At 67.3% G+C, this 17,887-nt stretch carries 15 protein-coding genes, 1 tRNA gene and 2 pseudogenes; 8 read left to right on the top strand and 10 right to left on the bottom strand.

The window, feature by feature from the left end; genetic code table 11:
- The 3 genes and pseudogenes from VMT65_RS35095 to VMT65_RS35085 all read left to right on the top strand — a co-directional run.
- Positions 1-1,199, top strand: a pseudogene (locus VMT65_RS35095) (Fe-S oxidoreductase); the annotation flags it as partial.
- 273 nt (positions 1,200-1,472) lie between these two features.
- Entirely contained in the window at positions 1,473-2,234 is a 762-nt protein-coding gene (locus tag VMT65_RS35090) for a copper homeostasis protein CutC (protein WP_326312959.1), read from the top strand.
- Between the two features lie 196 nt (positions 2,235-2,430).
- On the top strand, positions 2,431-3,255 hold the full coding sequence (locus tag VMT65_RS35085) for a lytic polysaccharide monooxygenase (protein WP_326312958.1): 825 nt from the start codon (positions 2,431-2,433) through the stop codon (positions 3,253-3,255).
- 670 nt (positions 3,256-3,925) lie between these two features.
- Here VMT65_RS35085 and VMT65_RS35080 read toward each other — a convergent pair.
- The 3 genes and pseudogenes from VMT65_RS35080 to VMT65_RS35070 form a co-directional block, all read right to left on the bottom strand.
- Positions 3,926-5,191: pseudogene (locus VMT65_RS35080) on the bottom strand (YibE/F family protein); the annotation flags it as partial.
- A 489-nt stretch (positions 5,192-5,680) separates the two neighbouring features.
- Positions 5,681-6,940: a pyridoxal phosphate-dependent aminotransferase gene (locus tag VMT65_RS35075; protein WP_326312995.1), complete on the bottom strand. Its 1,260-nt coding sequence runs from the start codon at positions 6,938-6,940 to the stop codon at positions 5,681-5,683.
- A 12-nt stretch (positions 6,941-6,952) separates the two neighbouring features.
- The gene (locus tag VMT65_RS35070) at positions 6,953-8,326 is read right to left on the bottom strand and encodes an ABC transporter C-terminal domain-containing protein (RefSeq protein WP_326312957.1); all 1,374 of its coding nucleotides are present in this window, start codon (positions 8,324-8,326) and stop codon (positions 6,953-6,955) included.
- 256 nt (positions 8,327-8,582) lie between these two features.
- Here VMT65_RS35070 and VMT65_RS35065 point away from each other — a divergent pair, with 256 nt between their 5' ends.
- On the top strand, positions 8,583-9,032 hold the full coding sequence (locus VMT65_RS35065; RefSeq protein WP_326312956.1) for a hypothetical protein: 450 nt from the start codon (positions 8,583-8,585) through the stop codon (positions 9,030-9,032).
- 116 nt (positions 9,033-9,148) lie between these two features.
- Here VMT65_RS35065 and VMT65_RS35060 read toward each other — a convergent pair whose 3' ends face one another.
- The 3 genes from VMT65_RS35060 to ctaD all read right to left on the bottom strand — a co-directional run bounded on the left by VMT65_RS35060 (position 9,149) and on the right by ctaD (position 13,061).
- A complete protein-coding gene (locus tag VMT65_RS35060) occupies positions 9,149-10,540 on the bottom strand; it encodes an Hsp70 family protein (RefSeq protein ID WP_326312955.1) in 1,392 nt (463 codons plus the stop codon).
- A 181-nt stretch (positions 10,541-10,721) separates the two neighbouring features.
- Positions 10,722-11,294: a dCTP deaminase gene (gene dcd / locus VMT65_RS35055; RefSeq protein WP_326312954.1), complete on the bottom strand. Its 573-nt coding sequence runs from the start codon at positions 11,292-11,294 to the stop codon at positions 10,722-10,724.
- 15 nt (positions 11,295-11,309) lie between these two features.
- On the bottom strand, positions 11,310-13,061 hold the full coding sequence (gene ctaD / locus VMT65_RS35050; protein ID WP_326312953.1) for an aa3-type cytochrome oxidase subunit I: 1,752 nt from the start codon (positions 13,059-13,061) through the stop codon (positions 11,310-11,312).
- Positions 13,062-13,362: 301 nt separating this feature from the next.
- On the opposite strand from ctaD, the gene VMT65_RS35045 reads away from it, so the two are divergent.
- A tRNA-Gly gene (locus VMT65_RS35045) sits at positions 13,363-13,436 on the top strand.
- Positions 13,437-13,526: 90 nt separating this feature from the next.
- Here the strand turns inward: VMT65_RS35045 and VMT65_RS35040 are convergent.
- The 4 genes from VMT65_RS35040 to VMT65_RS35025 all read right to left on the bottom strand — a co-directional run bounded on the left by VMT65_RS35040 (position 13,527) and on the right by VMT65_RS35025 (position 14,952).
- On the bottom strand, positions 13,527-13,985 hold the full coding sequence (locus VMT65_RS35040; protein WP_326312952.1) for a hypothetical protein: 459 nt from the start codon (positions 13,983-13,985) through the stop codon (positions 13,527-13,529).
- 77 nt (positions 13,986-14,062) lie between these two features.
- Positions 14,063-14,395, bottom strand: a complete 333-nt coding sequence (locus VMT65_RS35035; protein ID WP_326312951.1) for a hypothetical protein — start codon at positions 14,393-14,395, stop codon at positions 14,063-14,065.
- Positions 14,396-14,444: 49 nt separating this feature from the next.
- On the bottom strand, positions 14,445-14,741 hold the full coding sequence (locus VMT65_RS35030) for a hypothetical protein (protein WP_326312950.1): 297 nt from the start codon (positions 14,739-14,741) through the stop codon (positions 14,445-14,447).
- Positions 14,728-14,952, bottom strand: a complete 225-nt coding sequence (locus VMT65_RS35025) for a hypothetical protein (RefSeq protein ID WP_033085930.1) — start codon at positions 14,950-14,952, stop codon at positions 14,728-14,730. The genes VMT65_RS35030 and VMT65_RS35025 overlap by 14 nt, the downstream gene beginning before the upstream one ends.
- 73 nt (positions 14,953-15,025) lie before the next feature.
- Here VMT65_RS35025 and VMT65_RS35020 point away from each other — a divergent pair, with 73 nt between their 5' ends.
- The 3 genes from VMT65_RS35020 (at position 15,026) to VMT65_RS35010 (ending at position 17,859) form a co-directional block, all read left to right on the top strand.
- The gene (locus VMT65_RS35020) at positions 15,026-15,805 is read left to right on the top strand and encodes an alpha/beta fold hydrolase (protein WP_326312949.1); all 780 of its coding nucleotides are present in this window, start codon (positions 15,026-15,028) and stop codon (positions 15,803-15,805) included.
- A 20-nt stretch (positions 15,806-15,825) separates the two neighbouring features.
- Complete coding sequence (locus VMT65_RS35015; protein ID WP_326312948.1) at positions 15,826-16,575, top strand: crotonase/enoyl-CoA hydratase family protein; 750 nt, start codon at positions 15,826-15,828, stop codon at positions 16,573-16,575.
- Between the two features lie 177 nt (positions 16,576-16,752).
- Positions 16,753-17,859: a DUF4185 domain-containing protein gene (locus VMT65_RS35010; protein WP_442790360.1), complete on the top strand. Its 1,107-nt coding sequence runs from the start codon at positions 16,753-16,755 to the stop codon at positions 17,857-17,859.
- Positions 17,860-17,887 lie beyond the last annotated feature (28 nt).

Raw genomic sequence — 17,887 nt, 5'->3', positions numbered from 1 at the left:
AGCTCGGTAAGCGCATCAATATCGACCGTGTCGACGAAGCATTGGACACCCTCGGTGGTGGGAATGAGCCGTCGATGATCGCGACGGGGTGCCCGTTCTGTCGGGTGATGCTCACCGATGGGGTGACCGCTCGCAAGGACGGTGGCGAGGTCGGCCAGGGTGTCGAGGTCGTCGACGTCGCCCAGCTGATGCTGCAGTCCATCGAGCGTGTGGATGCGGTGACGTTGACCGAGAACCTGAAGGTTATCCAGACCCCGAAGGCCCCCGAGCCCGAACCGGTTCCGGCCCCCGAACCGGCGAAGGCCGCTGTGGCCGAAGCGCCTGCCGAGGCCGCGAAGGCGGCTCCGACCGGTGGCGGTCTGGGCATGAAGGGCGGGGCGAAGGCCCCGGGCGGTAAGGGCCTGGCCATGAAGGGCGGCCTCAAGGCCCCCGGTGCGAAGCCCGCGGCTGCGGCCGAGACTCCGGCCGCCGAGGCCGAGACCGCGGCCGAGGCGCCCGCGGCTCCGACCGCCAAGCCCGGCGGGCTCGGCATGAAGGGCGGGCTCAAGGCTCCCGGTGGCAAGGGCCTGCAGATGAAGGGTGCCGCCAAGGCCCCGGGCGCGAAGGCCGAAACCGCCTCCGCCGCTCCGGCTCCCGCCGAACCCACCACGGAGACCGCGACCGACGCGCCCGCAACACCGGCCGCCAAGCCGGGCGGGCTCGCCATGAAGGGCGGGCTCAAGGCCCCGGGCGCAAAGCCCGGTGGCCTGGCGATGAAGGGCGCCGCCAAGGCTCCGGGTGCCAAGCCCGCCGCCGAGGCGACTCCGGCCGAGGCTCCGGCGGCGGCCAGCGCGTCGGCCGCCGAGGCTCCGGCCGCCGAGCCCGCGACCGGCGAGGCGGCGGCTCCGGCCGCCGAGGCCAAGCCGTCCATCGCGCCCAAGGGTCTGGCCATGAAGTCCGGCCTGAAGCGCCCCGGACCGAAGGCCCCGGGTGCCGCCGCGCCCGCCGCCCCGGCTCCGGAAGCGGCTGCCGCCCCGGCCGATTCGGTCGCGGAGGCCCCGGCGGCTCCGGCCGAACCCGCTCCGGCCGCCACCGAGAGCAATGGCACGTCGGAGGGGAACGGCACGTCGGAGGGGAATGGCTCCGCCACGCCGCCCGCCGCCAAGCCGGGTGGCCTCGGCTTCAAGTCCGGGATGAAGGCCCCGGGCAAGAAGAGCTAGCCACGGGCCCGAAACATCGGGCGGCCGAACCTGATTGACACGGGCGGCGCTACCACCTCGGTCGCGCCGCCCGTGTCATTGTGCGGATCACCACGGCGCGGCTCGAGCGCCACGGCCAGCCGTCGCGGTGGTATCGCCGCAGGTGGTCCGGGGGTACGACCGGCCGCGACGCCGCCGGTCCGTCAGGTTTGCGGGGTCTGTTCACGGGGCATTAATGGCCCGATGGCTATTCGCGAGCAACATGTCGGGCGGGAGTTCGCCATACTGCAAGGTATGACGGATGCGCGCGCGGTGCGGGTGGAGATCGGGGTGGAGTCTCTGGAGGGGGTCCGGATCGCCGAACAGGCGGGTGCCACCCGGGTGGAATTGTGTTCCGGCCTGACGGTCGGTGGGCTGACACCCGGACCCGCGCTCGTCGAGGCGGCCGTGGCCGCGGCCGGGCACACCCAGATCCACGTACTGATCCGTCCGCGCCCCGGCGACTTCCGCTATTCGGCCGACGAGGTGGCGCTCATGCGCACCGATATCGAGCGGGTGCGCGCGGCCGGCGCGCACGGTGTGGTGATCGGCGTCCTCGACGAGGACGGGCACATCGATCCGGCCGCGAACACCGAACTGCTGGCCGCGGCCGACGATCTGGAGGTCACCTTCCACCGCGCGTTCGATGTCTGCGCGGATCCCGCCGAGGGCTTCGAGCAGCTACTGGAGTTGGGTTTCACCCGGCTGCTCACCTCCGGCCGCCAGATCTCCGTGCTGGACGGCGCGTCGCTGATCGCGCGTCTGGTGAATCTCGCCGACGGCCGCATCGACGTGATGGCCTGCGGCGGGCTGCGCGCCGACAATGCCCGCCGGGTGATCGAGCTGACCGGGACGCGGGATCTGCATGCGGCCGTGCGCATTCCGGTGCCGGGACGACCCGCGCCCGATACCGAGGTCTCCTTCGCCGAATTCGGGGTGCCGAGCGGCTTCGATCACTTCGCCACCGATGCCGACGGGGTGGCCGCGCTGTGCGAGGCGGCCCGGAAATCCCGCTGAAGTTTGCTGACCTACCCGCGAAGTTTGCTGGGTAACAGGATAATTCGGTCACCCGTGATAGGACGCTTGACCAAAGCGTTGCTGAGTCATATCTTTTAGAGCACGCTTTTGCTACAAAGTGGTCTGGATCACATCACAGATCCGTCACGGGACAGCATGTCGGCCGCCGCTGCCCCACTCTCACAAGGGGTTTCACGTGCTCGATAGAAGAAGTCTGTCCCTGCTCGCGGCCGCGGGCATCGCACCGGTGATCGTCGCCTTCCTGCCCGCCGCCATCGCCAATGCCCACGGTTACGTGTCCTCGCCATTGAGCAGACAGGCGCAATGCGCCAAGGGCCTATTGCCTTGCGGCGACATCAAATACGAGCCCCAGAGCGTGGAAGCGCCCAAGGGCTCGAACAAATGCAGCGGCGGCAACGCCCGCTTTCCCGAACTCGACGACGACACCAAGCCCTGGCAGGTCCAATCCGTCGGCAGCACGGTCACTTTCACCTGGACGTTCACCGCCCTGCACCGCACCCTGAACTGGGAGTACTACATCGGTTCCACCCGGGTCGCGGTCTTCGACGGCGGCGACAATCCCCCGCCCGCGAGCGGTGTCAGCCACACCGTGGATCTCAGCGCCTTCAGCGGCCGCCAGAAACTGCTCGCCGTCTGGAACATCGGCGACACCGTCAATGCCTTCTACTCCTGCGTGGACCTGCAGATCGGCAGCGGCGGAACACCTTCCACCACGACGACGCCCCCGACCACCACCGCACCGCCGACCACGACCACCACGCCACCCACGACAACTACTCAGCCCACGACAACTACGTCGCCGCCGACCACGACCGCGCCACAACCCACGACCTCCACCGGCAAACCCGCCTCGAACAGCTGGAAGGTCGGCGCGCACTACAACGTCGGCGATGTAGTCACCTACGACGGCATGACCTACCGCTGCCTACAGGCCCACACCGTGTACGACCCCGGCTGGAACCCCGAGGCCGCACCCGCCCTGTGGCAGATGACCGACTGATCCCCACCCGAAGACCCCGTCATGAGCGGGTGGCCGACCCGAATCCGCCGAATCGAGTCGAGCCACACCCGGTCGGCAATCCGGCGGCGGAACCGCCGCGCCTATCCGCCCCGGACCACCCGGCAACCCACCGCTCATGACGGCGAGGGGCGTGTTCCCCCGGGAACACGCCCCTCACTCCACTTTTCACGCGCTACGGCCGCGAGTGTCGCCCGCCTCTCGGAGGCTCCGGCCAGCCCTGGTCCCCCTCATCGGGCGGCCAGCTCTGTTCACGCTGTCCAGGCCCCGACCACGGCTCGGCCGGATCGAACCAGGAGGAGGTCGTGTGTGGCGGTTCCTGGGGCGCCCCGGCCCCGTACCATCCGTGGTCGGGCCGGGCCGCCTCACCCTGGGGCGGATTCGGCTGCACCACACTGGTTCTCGGGACCGTGGGTGATTCCCCGCCGCCCGGCGCATCGGCCCGCGGCACCGCCTGTTGCTCGCCGGTCCACGAAACCCGCGGCTGCGCACCGCTTCTCGGGGCGGCCGGATACTCTCCGGTGCGCGGGCCGCTGTCGCCACCGCGCCGTGCCGCGGGCTGCGCTCCGGTGCGGGTCGCGGCGGCCTGGGCTCCGGTGCGCGGCCCGTTCGCGCGCCGCGACGTATTCCGTTGCGCCCCGGCGCCGCGCGGCCGCGGGGTACCGGATCCCGCGCGCGCCGGGGCCGGTTTCGCCCCGAGCGGGCGGGCCAGGAGTACCGCGATGGCGGTGGTCAACGGCACCGACAGGGCCAGCGCGATGCCGCCGACCGCGGATCGCGCGATCTCGATGCCCACCGCGTCCCCGGTCAGCACATCGCGAATGGACCGTCCCGCCACGCTGAACAACAGCAGCAGCGGCAGTGCGCCACCGGCGTAGGCGAGCACCAGGGTGTAGACGGTACTGGCGATATGGTCGCGGCCGACCCGCATGGCGGCGGCGAAAATGCTGCGCCGCGTGGCCTTCTCGTCCAGTGCCGCGAGTTCGAAGGCGGCCGACGCCTGGGTGATGGTGACGTCGTTCAACACACCCAGCGAGCCGATGATGAACCCGGCCAACAGCAGCCCGGTAATGCTGACGTGCTGGATATAGGCGGCGACATTGGTGTTCTGCTCTTCGGACAACCCGGTCAGATGCGTGATCTTCAGCGACACCCAGGACAGCACCGCCGCCAACACCATCGAGGTGAGTGTCCCCAGCAGCGCCGAACTGGTCCGCAGATTCACCCCGTGCGCCAGGTACAGCACGGCGTAGAGGATCACCGCGCCCGCCACCAATGCCACGGGTATGGCGGGTTTTCCGTCCAGCAGCGCGGGCAACAGGAACACCACCAGCACGCCGAACGCGATGACGAGCCCGATCAGCGCCCGCAGCCCGCGCCACCGCGCGACGGCGATGATCACCACCGCGAACACGATCCCGATGATCGTCAGGGGCAGCCCGCGCGCGTAATCGTCGAACGAGTAGATGGTGGTGCCGCTCGGATCCGCCTGCCGCACAATGCGAATCTTGTCGCCGACCTTCAGATTGGGCTGATCCGGCGTCGGCGAATTGACGAATACCGTCCAATTCCCTTGGTCCGGGCCGGATTCGATGGCGACCACGCTGCGCGCGCACTGCTGCTGCGCCGCGGGCAACAGCTCCGGCTCCTTGGTGACCACCTTCCCGTTCGAGGCGTCACCGCACGGCCCCAGATCCTGTTTGATCACCGTCCCGCCCTCGGTGTGCACGGCCCCGCCGCCCCCGTTCTGCATCGGCAGGGGGATATCCACATGCTGCGCACTCGGCCACAACCAGATCAGCCCCACCACGACCAAAACCCCGATGGCACTGAGCAGCCCGACGACCACCCGCGCGGCGGTCGCCCCGATCGCGATGGGTCCGGAATGGTCGTGGTGATGGTGGTGGTGATCGCTCACCCGGCGAGCCTAAACGAAAACGATTCCTGACATCCTGAGAGGTTGTCGCCTGGGAGGAATCTCTGGATTGCCTGTTCACATCGGTTTTCTCGACCGGAAAGAACTGTGGCTGAAAGTGCGGGAGGGGCGGCGGAGAGCAGGGGGATGTCTCCGCCGCCCGGCATCGGTGGCCCAGGGGGGGTAGGCCAGCCAACGCAGGGCCGGACGGCCCAGGGGGGGTAGGCGGTCCGGCCGGGGCACTCGAAGTGCCGAGGACCACTGTACACAAAAGACGGTTCTTTGCGCTAGCTAAGTCTCTAAAAACCGAACTTTTTCGTACCAGCGGTTTGTTTTAGCCAGGGTCTCACCTGCGCCATAGGGGCTACGAGGGGATGTCCAAGAGGGGACAGAATCGCATTTCCGCAGGTCAACAGGGGGAACCTGGGGCGCACGCCGGTACTCCAGCGTACCCCACAGGTACCCCACGATCGAGAATTTTCAGCCGGAAATTTACTGCCGATAGCTGGCGAGGAAGTTCCCGAACCGCTCGATGGCGACCGAAAGATCACGCGCCCACGGCAGGGTGACGATCCGCAAGTGGTCGTGGTGCGGCCAGTTGAACCCGGTCCCCTGCACCATCAGGATCTTCTCCTGCAGCAGCAGATCCAGCACCAGCTTCGAATCGTCGTGGATCTCATGGACTTCCGGATCCAACCGGGGGAACGCGTACAGCGCGCCCTTGGGTTTCACGCACGAGACACCCGGAATGGTGTTCAGCTTCTCCCAGGCCACATCCCGCTGTTCCAGCAGCCGCCCGCCCGGCAGCACCAGGTCGTCGATGCTCTGGTGTCCACCCAGTGCGACCTGAATGGCATGTTGCGCAGGCACATTCGGGCACAGTCGAGTCGACGCGAGCAGATCGATGCCCTCGAGGAAGCCGCCCGCGTGTTCCTTGGGCCCGGTGATGACCAGCCAGCCGGAGCGGTAGCCCGCCACCCGGTAGGCCTTGGACAGCCCGTTGAAGGTCAGGCACAGCAGATCCGGCGCGAGCGTGGCGAGGGAGACGTGCTTGGCGTCGTCGTAGAGGATCTTGTCGTAGATCTCGTCGGCAAGCAGCAGCAGCTGATGCTTGCGGGCCAGATCCACCACCTGCTGCAGCACCTCCGCGGAGTACACCGCGCCGGTGGGGTTGTTGGGGTTGATCACGACAATCGCCTTGGTCTTGTCGGTGATCTTGGATTCCATGTCGGCGATGTCCGGCTGCCAGTCGTTGGACTCGTCGCACAGGTAGTGCACCGGGGTGCCGCCCGCGAGCGAGGTCATGGCCGTCCACAGCGGATAGTCCGGCGCGGGGATGAGCACCTCGTCGCCATTGTTCAGCAGCGCCTGCATGACGATGGTGATCAGCTCGGAGACGCCATTGCCCAGATAGACGTCGTCCACATCGAATTCGGGGAAGCCCGGCACCAGCTCGTAGCGGGTGAAGATGGCGCGCCGCGCGGGCAGGATGCCCTTGGACTCGCTGTAGCCCTGCGCGTAGGGCAGCGCCGCGATCATGTCGCGCATGATGACGTCGGGCGCGTCGAACCCGAAGGGCGCGGGATTGCCGATGTTCAGCTTGAGAATCCGATGCCCCTCGGACTCCAACCGTGCCGCGTGCGCGTGTACCGGCCCCCGGATTTCATACAGAACGTTCTGGAGCTTGGTGGACTGCTCCAGCGCGCGCGGGGACCGATGCGGTAGGTGACTCGAAGGGCTCACCCGATCAATGGTGCCATCAGGCTACCGAGCGGTATCGGGCGGCAGTACGCTGCGGGCCGCGGTGGAGCCGCAGAACTCCTCGATCCTTTCGTCCAGGTCCTGGGCCTCTCCGGCATCCCGGAATTCCGGCGAGGCCAGGCGCTGCCGCACCGCGGACAGTCGCTCCTCCAGCTGGGCGATGCGCTTGTCCTCGTCCAGTTCCAGGACCGGTTCCAGGGCCGCCGCGGCCCCGTCGAGACTGCCGTTGATCAGGTGCGCGGCGGCATTGTCGACCCGGGCCAGCGACTCCGCGCCGTAGGAGCGCTTGTCGGTGGGGCCGTTCACATACAGGTCGATGGCCCGGTTGGTGGCCTCCAGCGCGGGCTCGGCCTGGCCGAGGTGGATATAGGTCGCGCCCGCGTAGTAGTGGCTCTTGGGCTGGTTGAATCCGAACACGCCGCCGACCTCGTCGTGCAGGGTGTCATTGGATTCGCTCTCGCGAGCGTCGTCGGCGGCCCGAATGCAGCGCTCGGTGTCGGTGGTGCTGCCCAGCCGCGACCAGATGCGGGCCTCGATGTTCAGCAGCCGCACCCGCGAGGTCGCGGATTCGGCGTAGCGCTGCCCGCTCTGGGCCAGCAGCACCGCGCGCCGCGGCCGCTCGGAGCGGTACTCGATGAGCGCCTGCATGCCGCGGGTCCAGGCCCGCAGCGGATTGTGCTCGCACAGTTCGGCGTAAGCCCAAGCGGCCCTTGCCTGTTCACCGGCCGCGTCGAAATAGCCCAGATCGGTGCTGGCATTGGCCAGCAGACCGGACAAAGTGCCCGCCAAGAGATAGAGGTGCGAGGTGTCGGCCGGGCGCTGATGGCCTTCCAGCAGCCGGTACACCCGCCGCCGTACCCGTAGCATCTCCACCATCATCGGCACCGGCGCCATGTGGACGTAGTCGTTGGCGATGCGCGTGACATCGGCGTCGAGCTGCTCCAACATGGTCGCACCCACATTGGTGCTCTCGGCCCTGCCGGCGTGCTCGCTTGCTTCGTGGGCAGCCGCCATGATCAGATCCCTCTCCGAAATCGCCGCTAACGCATCGCCCCTCATCGCACCCGTATCGACGAGTGCCAGCAGTTCCGCGTCGCTGGAATAACTGGCTGGCGCGGGCATCGGGTTCCATAGCTCGGAAAGCTCGGAACCGCCATGGCGCACATCGAAACCGGGAACGGCGGCGGGGCGGTCGATCAAGGGCTGGTCGATCAAGGCCGCGAACCGTGCCCGCACAACATCGTCGGACCTGGCAAGGGAAGTATCGAGGGCGGCCTGATTGATGGGACGGGGATGCACCCGATTGCCCCCGGCCTCCCATTTCGAGACCAGTCGTTCGTGCACGCCCAGGTGGGCGGCGAACTCCCGGATACTCATGCGTTTGGCATCGCGGAGGGCCCGGGCCTCTTTGCCTGACCAGTGCCGGACCACGGTGCCATCCCTTCCGAACGAACTCCGAACTCCAGGGTACGAGCGGAAACTGGCCGCGACCACATCCGAAACCCGGTTGGTACCAGGCTTTATGCGTTTCGGTAATAGTGGCGGCGGAAAGGCAGTGGAAGGCGGGTGTGCGGGCGTTTTCACAGTGCCTCCCGGCACGCGACCCTTGTGGTCAGGGGAAGGAGGCGGGGATGTGAACGCGGACAAGCTCAGAACAGTCGACGACTGGGTTTCCTACTACCGGCACGAGTTCGGGCTGCCGGTCACCGAACGCGGCGGGTTCGTGATGCTGCCCGTCACCTCGCGCATCGGCGTCGTGCATCTGCCCGTCGCCCGGGCCGAAAAGGTCCGCAGCACACTGCAACAGCAGTATCGCGAGGCCCCGATGCTGGCCCGGCAGATTCGCTGGAGCTTTCTCGCCGAACCGGATTCACGGCCCGGCGATCAGGTCATGGAGGTGTTGAACGGCCTCGATATCGGAATTCCCGCGGTCGGCAGCGCGGTCATGCTGCCCACCGGCCTGGGTCGCTGGACGCGCGAGGGGTGCCACTGGGTGACGCCGCCCGCGCGCGACTCCAAACTCCCACCCCTGTCGGCAATCATCACGACAGCTCTGGCGGTGGGAACCGGAAGCGGGGACTGAACGCAGCCGGTCCCCGCACCCGGCGCATGCTCGCGCCGGTCCCACCGAGTCCGCCCCCTTCTGGCAGTCGACGGGGCGGACTCGGCGCGTGTACGCACGAAGTGAAACCCGTTGCGTCAGTGCTCTTGTGCCGGCGGGGCCGGGAAGAGCGGGGGAAGGGTGGGCACGACGACCGGGGGGAGGCCCGGGATGATCGTGATGGTGTTGGGGCCGACGGTGGGGGGTGGGGCCTCGGTGGTGGTCGTGGTGTAGCGGGGTGGGGGTGCGGCCAAGGATTCGTTGGTGGCGTCGGTGGTGGTGGGGGCGACGGTGGCGGATTCGACCGCGTGGGTGGTGGTCACCGGGACGGAGCTGGTGACGGCGTCCTGGCGCTGCTGCGAATCATGTTCCAGCACACGGGGTCCCCAGCCCAGGGTGACGCCGATGGCGGCGACCACGACCAGCGCGCCGACCGCCACACCGGCGAGGCTGATCTCGCGGCGGCGGCCGAACTTCTCCACCGCGCGGGCGGGCCCGGGCTGCCAGGGCTGGCTCGGTTCGATCGGCGGCGGCGTCTGGTCGTGGACGGCGGTCGGGAACGGCGCGGGCGCGGGGCGCGCCATGACCGGGCGGGCCAGCATGGCCGCGCCGCGGGTCACCACGGTGTCGGGCGCGGCGGGCACGATGACGGGCACGCCCAGCCACCGCCGCAGAACCCTTGCCACCAGCGGAATCTGGGCGCAGCCGCCGAGCAGGGCGACCGCCTGCACCGGCTGCTCGGAGCGCAGGATGACATCGCGGGTCATGCGCGCGGAGGATTCGACGGCCAGCATGATGAGGGCCTCGAAGTTCTCCTGCGAGAGCAGCACCAGCCCCTCGGTCGAGGGCAGGGCCACCGCATTGCTGCCGGAGAGCTGTTCCTTGGCCTGTCGGCACAGCGCGTCCAGCGCGGCCAGCCCGGTGTGGTCCGGCGGATGCGCGATGCGCCCGGAGGCGATCTGCTGTTCGCGGATCAGCGAATCCAGGTAGTCGCCGCTGATATCGCTGGTGCGTTCGCTGAAGCAGACCTGCCGGGTGGCGGTGTCGACCACCGTCACGGACAAACCGGACGCACCCAGGTCGTAGAGCGCGACCGTGCCGAAACCCCGTAGCTCACCGGAGCATTCGAGGAATTCCAGCGCCGCCACCACATCGGGCACCAGTTCGTAATTGGTGAACTGACGCCGCGCCAGCTCGGCCCGAATGGCGCGCGCGTGATTCTCGTCCCGATAGGCGATAGCGGTGGCGGTGATCCGCGAGTCCGCGGCCAGCACCGCGCCGATGACATCGGCGGCCAGCTCGTCGACCCGGCGCTCCCCGACCGGCACGGCCTGCACGTCGAACGCCTCGGGCGCGCCCTCGTAGCCGCCGAATCCGGGCGGTGTCGCGGAAAAGTTGCGGGTGGCAGCGGTTTCCGCGGAATCACCGGCGATCGGGCGTGCGATGCGAACCGCACTCGCCCCCACCGAAACTCCCAGAACCGAACTCATCCGCTGCCCATCTCGTTTCCACAGACCTGTCGCCGTCACCTTACGACGTACCGCGCCATCCGTACACCCGGTAACCCCGCGTACCGGTCGGCGTAATCGCGCCACCTGCGACGGTCAACTGTCCAGGCAGCGGCCGATTTACGCCGTCCGGCCGACAGCACCCGCTACCCCGTAACGCATCTCACTGGGAGACGGGGAAATTCAGATAGGCGCGCGACGGCGTGGGCCCGCGCTGCCCCTGATATTTCGATCCCACGGCCGCGCTGCCGTACGGATGCTCGGCCGGGGAGGTGAGCCGGAAAAGGCACAGCTGCCCGATCTTCATGCCCGGCCACAGGGTGATCGGCAGATTCGCCACATTCGACAGTTCGAGGGTGATGTGCCCGCTGAATCCGGGGTCGATGAAGCCCGCGGTGGAGTGGGTAAGCAGACCCAGGCGACCCAGGCTGGACTTGCCCTCCAGGCGTCCGGCCAGATCGTCGGGCAGCGAGCACACCTCGAGGGTGGACCCCAGCACGAATTCACCCGGATGCAGCACGAACGGCTCGCCCGCGGCCGGTTCGACCAGCGTGGTCAGCTCGTCCTGCCGCTGCGCCGGATCGATATGCGTGTAGCGGGTGTTGTTGAACACCCGGAACAGGCTGTCCAGCCGCACATCGATGCTCGACGGCTGCACCAGCTTCTCGTCGAAGGGCTCGAGCCCGAGACGTCCATTGGCGATTTCCTTGCGGATGTCGCGATCTGAAAGCAGCACGGGCAAGAGCGTATGTCAATGGTCGGTCGGTGAATCGACTGGCCCGGCCTCGGCGACGGCCTTCGGTTTGCGCAACCCCCACGACACATGGGCCTCGGCCCGCATGCGTTCGACCATGTGCGGATAGTGCAGCTCGAATGCAGGGCGTTCGGAACGAATGCGCGGCAGCTCGTAGAAGTTGTGGCGCGGCGGCGGACAGGTGGTGGCCCATTCCAGGGAATTGCCGTAACCCCAGGGATCGTCCACGGTCGCCAGTTCGCCGTACCGATAGCTCTTGAAGACATTCCAGACGAACGTGACCATCGACAGCCCGAGAATGAACGATCCGATGGTGGAAATGGTGTTGAGCGTGGTGAATCCGTCGCTGGGCAGATAGTCCGCGTAGCGCCGCGGCATGCCCTGATTGCCCAGCCAATGCTGCACCAGGAACGTGGTGTGGAAACCGAGGAATGTCGTCCAGAAATGCAGTTTGCCGAGCCGCTCGTCCATCATGCGGCCGGTCATCTTGGGGAACCAGAAGTAGATGCCCGCGAAGGTGGCGAACACGATGGTGCCGAACAGCACGTAATGGAAATGCGCCACAACGAAATACGTGTCCGACACATGGAAGTCCAGCGGCGGGCTGGCGAGAATGACACCGGACAGACCACCGAAGAGGAAGGTCACCAGGAAGCCGACCGCCCACAGCATGGGCGTCTCGAAGGTGAGCTGACCGCGCCACATGGTGCCGACCCAGTTGAAGAACTTCACGCCCGTCGGCACGGCGATCAGGAAGGTCATGAACGAGAAGAACGGCAGCAGCACCGATCCCGTCGCGTACATGTGGTGCGCCCACACCGCGACCGACAACCCACCGATGGCGATGGTCGCGTACACCAGGGTGGTGTAGCCGAACAGCGGCTTGCGACTGAACACCGGGAAGATCTCGGTCACGATGCCGAAGAACGGCAGCGCCACGATGTAGACCTCGGGATGCCCGAAGAACCAGAACAGATGCTGGTAGAGGATGGCCCCGCCATTGGAGGGGTCGTAGATGTGCCCGCCCAGGTGCCGGTCCACCTCGAGGCCCATGAGCGCCGCGGTGAGAATCGGAAACGCCAGCAGCACAAGCACACTCGTGACCAGGATGTTCCAGGTGAAGATGGGCATGCGCCACATGGTCATGCCCGGGCAGCGCAGGCAGATGACCGTGGTGATCATATTGACCCCGCCCAGAATGGTGCCGACACCGGACACCGCCACGCCCATGATCCACAGGTCCGCGCCCACGCCGGGCGCGTGTTCGGCCAGGCTGAGCGGGGTGTAGGCGGTCCAGCCGAAGTCGGCCGCGCCGCCCGGGGTGACGAAGCCCAGGGTGGCCATGGTCGCGCCGAACAGGTACAGCCAGTAGCTCAGCGCGTTCAGGCGCGGGAACGCCACATCGGGCGCGCCGATCTGGAGCGGCAGCACCGCATTGGCAAATCCGAAGACAATCGGTGTCGCATAGAACAGCAGCATGATCGTGCCGTGCATGGTGAACAGCTGGTTGAACTGTTCCGGCGTCAGGAACTGCATGCCCGGCCGCGCCAGCTCCGTGCGCATCAGCAGCGCCATCAGGCCGCCGACAAGGAAGAACGCCATGGCCGTGAACAAATACATGTTCCCGAGCATCTTGGGATCGGTGGTGGTGATGGCCTTCCACAGATACGACCCCTTGGGTCCCATCCGACGTGGAAATGGCCGCACGGCTTCGAGCTCGGGCACTTCACGAGCGGGCACTGCGGTCATACGTCCTCCTCGACCGCCGAGCAGGAGCACCGAGCGCGCGCATCAGCAAACGTTCAGCGCATCCAAACTACTTGTGGTGGACGGGTTTTCGACCCGGAGACAGTCTACGACCGCGCGTAATCGAAACTCGGTGCTTCGGCGAAAGAACCCCGCGATCTTCGGCGTGCCGCCCCCGACGCGCGGGAACGATCATCCGGGCGGCGCGCACGATCGAAAATCCCGCGCCGGACCTGCGAGAACGGATAAGAGTTGCATCGGGTGAGAGGCGGTCTGATAGAGTCGCGAACGCGAGTCAGACGCTGCCGATGTAGTTCAATGGTAGAACTCCTGCTTCCCAAGCAGGTAGCGCGGGTTCGATTCCCGTCATCGGCTCCACGAGAAGGCCCCCAACACTGCGGTGGGGGCCTTCTCGCATGTCAGGGGCTTTTGGGGTTTCAGGGGAACCCCTGAGAGTTACGAGAGTTGTTACTTGGTGCACTCGGTGGCGATGCGCTTGGTGGCCTTCCCCGCCTTGACGAGGTCGTCGGTGCCGAGACTCACCTTGGCCGGGTTGGTGCCGTTGGCGCTGTCGATGATCTTCTGAATACCGCTGTCGGACAGGCCCTCTTGGATGTAGATGTTGGCCACGCAGTCGGCGGTCGTCGCGCTGAGTTTGCCCTTGTCCTGCAAGGCTTTCGAGATCTGCTCGGCGGTCAGACCGCTGCCGGGGGAGGCGCTGCCGCCCGGTGCGGTGGTCGCGCCGGGGCTCACGGCCGCGCCCGGGGAGGTGGTGGGCGCGCCGGACACCGTGGTCTTCGCGGCCGAGGTCACCGCGGCCGGAGCGGGCGTGGTGCTCGCGGCGGTGACGGACTCTTGACTATTGCTGCACGCGGACAGCAGGGGCAGCGCCAGTAGCGCCGCGGCGACGATGGATTTCCGCAACATGATCCCTCCCGGACGCCGGGACGATCCCGGTCGTTCAGAGATTGCACACCGGCGTCCGAGGGTTAACAAGGGCGAGATCACTGCTTCATGCAGTCCGTGATGATCTTGTTCGTTGCGGCCCGGGCCTTTTCGGCGTCGTCCTTGCTCATACCGAGCGATTCCGGGTCCTGCGCGGACGCGTTCTTCGCGTCGTTCTTGATCATCAATCGCAGCCCGGCCTGCGAAATGCCCTGATCCACATAGATTTTCGCGGCGCAGTCGGCGAACTTCGCATCCTTGAGACCGCTGTCCTGTAGCGCCTTGGAGACGTCCGCCTGGGTGACATCGGCGGACTTGTCGCTGGTGCTGCCGCCACAGGCGGCCAGCAGGGGAAGCGCGACGAGCGCGGCGGCGAACAGGGAGATGCGCACGGGGGCCTCGACTCTCGATAACTCGACGAAAACTGCCGCAGGCACGATCTCACAGATCCATGGCGGCGCGCAGCGCTGTGTCGATTCGCTCGGCGGTCTCGGCGTCGACCTCCGCGATCCGCTCGTCCAGCCAGCCGCGATAGATGCGCCCCAGATTGCCCGCGTGCACCCAGCCGTGGCCGGGAATGAGCACGGCCAGAATGTCGCGCGGATCCTCGGCCTCGACCTCGGCCGCGATCAGCCAGGGTCGCGGCGACTCGTTGATGCCGTCGCTGGAGATGAGAATGATGGTGCGGGTTCGGGTGGTGCCGTGTGGGTGGTAGACCCAGAGTTCACCCCTGCGCACGCAGCTCCTTCTCGGCGGCCACGATTTCCGCCTCGTCGGCCGCGGCGAGTTCGACCGGGTCCGGCACGGGCGCGCAGCCCAACCGCACGGCTTCGCGGCGCGCGGCGCGGGAGATCCACGCCGAGGGCGACATGCCCGCGCGGGCGGCGGCATCCTGTGCATAGGACCAGGCCGCCTCGTCCAGCGACAGCGTCACTTTCCGGGTTGCCATACCTTTTATCGTACCGCCGACGTGTCCCTTTTCCTCATGTTGGCGACGCGTCAACGACTGTAGGGTTCGATCGGTGACGAAGTTGAACCATCACCGCGTCGGCAGCGGCGAACCGCTGGTCCTGGTGCACGGCGTCGGCAGCCGCTGGCAGGTGTGGGAGCCGATCATCGACACCCTGGCCGCCTCGTTCGACGTGATCGCGGTGGACCTGCCCGGATTCGGGGGCAGCGCGCCGCTGCCGCACACCACCGTGTCCACGCTCGCCGACGCGCTCGTCGAATTCCTCGCCGCGCAGGGCATCCAAAACCCGCATCTGGCAGGCAATTCCATGGGCGGCGGGATCGTGCTCGATCTCGCCGCGCGCGGGCTGGCCCGCTCGGTCACCGCCTACTCCCCCATCGCGTTCTGGGACACCGCGGGCCGCGTCTGGTGTCAGCAAGCCCTGGGACGCGCCAAACAGCTCACCAAGGTCCTGCATCCGGCGGTGCCCGCGCTGCTCGGAAACGCCGCGGGCCGTTCCACTTTCCTCGGGTTGGTGTTCGGCAAGCCGTGGGCGGTGGACGCGCAGGTCGCGGTCGACACCGTCGAGGGGTTGCTCGGCGCGTCCGGGTTCGATGCCGCGCTGGCCTCCTTCACCGACTTCCGGCTCCCCGACCGCAGCGCCCTCGACGGCATCCCGATCACCGTCGCCTGGGGCAATCGTGACATTCTGCTCACGTACGCCACCCAGTCCCGCCGCGCCCGCGCGGTACTGCCCGGCGCGCGGCACGTCACCCTGCACGGCAGCGGCCACACGCCCTTCTACGACGACCCGGCGGGCTGCGCCCGGCTGCTGCTGGACCAGCTCGAATAGTTCGAATCAAAGGAAAGACCGTGAGCCACAACGTTTCCCTGACCTTCGACGGCGACCGCGCCTACGTGGCCCTGGACCGGCCCGACAAGCACAACGGCCTGACCATCGACATGCTGCGCGAACTGGTCCGCGTCGCCGGGATCATCGGCAAGCGCAAGGACATTCGCGCGGTCATCCTCTCCGGCAACGGGCCCAGCTTCAGTTCCGGGCTGGACGTCGCCAAGGCCATGGGCAATCCGCTGGACGTGGTGCGCGGCTTCGTCCCGCTGCCGTGGCTGGGCACCAATACCTTCCAGGAGGCGTGCTGGGCGTGGCGGCGACTGCCGCAGCCGGTGATCGCGGTGGTGCACGGGCGCTGCTACGGCGGTGGCCTGCAGATCGCGCTGGCCGCCGATTTCCGGTTCGCCACACCGGATTCCGAATTCTCGGTGATGGAGGTCAAGCACGGGCTGATTCCGGACATGACCGGCGCGGCCACGCTGTCGCGGCTCATCGGCATCGATCAGGCGCTGTTGCTCACCATGACCGCCGACCCGGTGGGCGCCGCCTACGCCGAGCGCATCGGACTGGTCACCGAGGTGACCGCGGATCCGCGCGCGGCCGCCGAGAAATTGGCCGACCGGATCGCGGCGCGCTCGCCGCAGGCGGTGGCGAGCGCCAAGAAACTGTTCGATCGGACCTGGCAGTCGTCGGTGCGCCGGACGCTCGCGGTGGAGCGCGCCACCCAGCTGCCGCTCATCATCCGGCAGGCGCTGGGCCGCAACGGATAATCGAGCTATACCAAGATGTAAGCCAATTCACGGCAAACAATCCGGTTTGCAAGCCCCGATTTTCGGGTATCGCTGTTAGCATTTTCACACTTTGCCAACGAGTCGAACGCATTGTGCGGCCCGTCACATACGGTGTGGTCCGCGCATTATTCGGCGAGACCCGGAGGAAGCACCGCATTGACCAAAGCCGCCCCCCTGCTGCTGTCCGGTTTAGCAGGTGCCACGGCCTTGCTCCTTACCGTGACCACACCGGCCGCAGCCAACCCCAACGCGATCAACCCGATTCCGGTCCTCAACGGCACCAACGGTCTACCGCAACTCCCCGGGCGCACCAAGGCGGTCTTCCAGGTCACCGGCATGGCCAGCCCCAACAACACCCAGTCCTACAACGTGCTCGGCACCGACCTGGGCATCATGTGGGACAACGGGAACGGCGAAATGCTCACCGCCTTCGGTGACACCGCCGGACTCGGCCTGCCGAACCTGCTGGTCGGCAGCACCTGGGCGTGGCGCTCCAATATCCTGGTGCGCTCGCACACCCAGAACCCCAGCAACGGCATCTACTTCGATTCGGTGGTGCGGGACTGGTTCGGGCAGGCCCGCGATCTGATCCCCAGCCCGAAGATCCCCTTCATCGAGATCAGCCGGATTCCCACCGCGGGCATCTCGGTCGGCCCGACCCAGTTCATGAGCCTCATGTCGGTCAAGAGCTGGGACGACGTGGGCGAGTGGACGACCAACTACTCCAGCCTCGCGGTCTCCGGCGACAATGGCGAGAACTGGGTGGAACTGCCCGCCACGCGCCGACCGGACGAGGGCGGCAACGCCAACTTCCAGATGAACGCCTTCGTCAAGCGCGACGGGTTCCTCTACGAGTACGGGACCGGGTCCGGACGCAATCACCCGGCCTACGTCGCCCGCGTGCCCGAAGCGGCCGTCACCGATATGGGCGCCTACGAGTACTGGGACGGCGGCAAGTGGCAGAAGGACGTGAACGCGGCGCAGCCGGTGATCGGCGGCGGCGTCGCGGAGATGTCCGTGCAGTGGAACGACTATCTGGGGCAATACATCCTGCTGACCACCGACCCGTGGAACTCGGTGGTCATGTACACCTCGCCCAATCCGGAGGGGCCGTGGAGCGCGCCCGCGGTGCTCATCGACACGCGGGAACTGCCGACGGCCTACGCGCCGTACATCTTCCCGTACCAGACCGGCCGTGACCTGTACTTCCTCACGACGGTCCACAGCCAGTACAACGTGATCCTCATGCACACCACGCTTTAGACAACTCTCGGGCTCTCAGGGGCTTCGC

It is taken from the genome of Nocardia sp. CDC153, from assembly GCF_035818515.1.
GTDB lineage: Bacteria > Actinomycetota > Actinomycetes > Mycobacteriales > Mycobacteriaceae > Nocardia.
This window is presented reverse-complemented; position numbering and strand designations above follow the sequence as displayed.

Coding starts and splice junctions, on each gene's coding strand:
- VMT65_RS35060 (WP_326312955.1), bottom strand. CDS start 10,540: ATGAGTTCGGTTCTGGGAGTTTCGGTGGGGGCGAGTGCGGTTCGCATC.
- VMT65_RS35070 (WP_326312957.1), bottom strand. CDS start 8,326: ATGAGTATCCGGGAGTTCGCCGCCCACCTGGGCGTGCACGAACGACTG.
- VMT65_RS35090 (WP_326312959.1), top strand. CDS start 1,473: ATGACGGATGCGCGCGCGGTGCGGGTGGAGATCGGGGTGGAGTCTCTG.
- ctaD (WP_326312953.1), bottom strand. CDS start 13,061: ATGACCGCAGTGCCCGCTCGTGAAGTGCCCGAGCTCGAAGCCGTGCGG.
- VMT65_RS35025 (WP_033085930.1), bottom strand. CDS start 14,952: ATGGCAACCCGGAAAGTGACGCTGTCGCTGGACGAGGCGGCCTGGTCC.
- VMT65_RS35040 (WP_326312952.1), bottom strand. CDS start 13,985: ATGTTGCGGAAATCCATCGTCGCCGCGGCGCTACTGGCGCTGCCCCTG.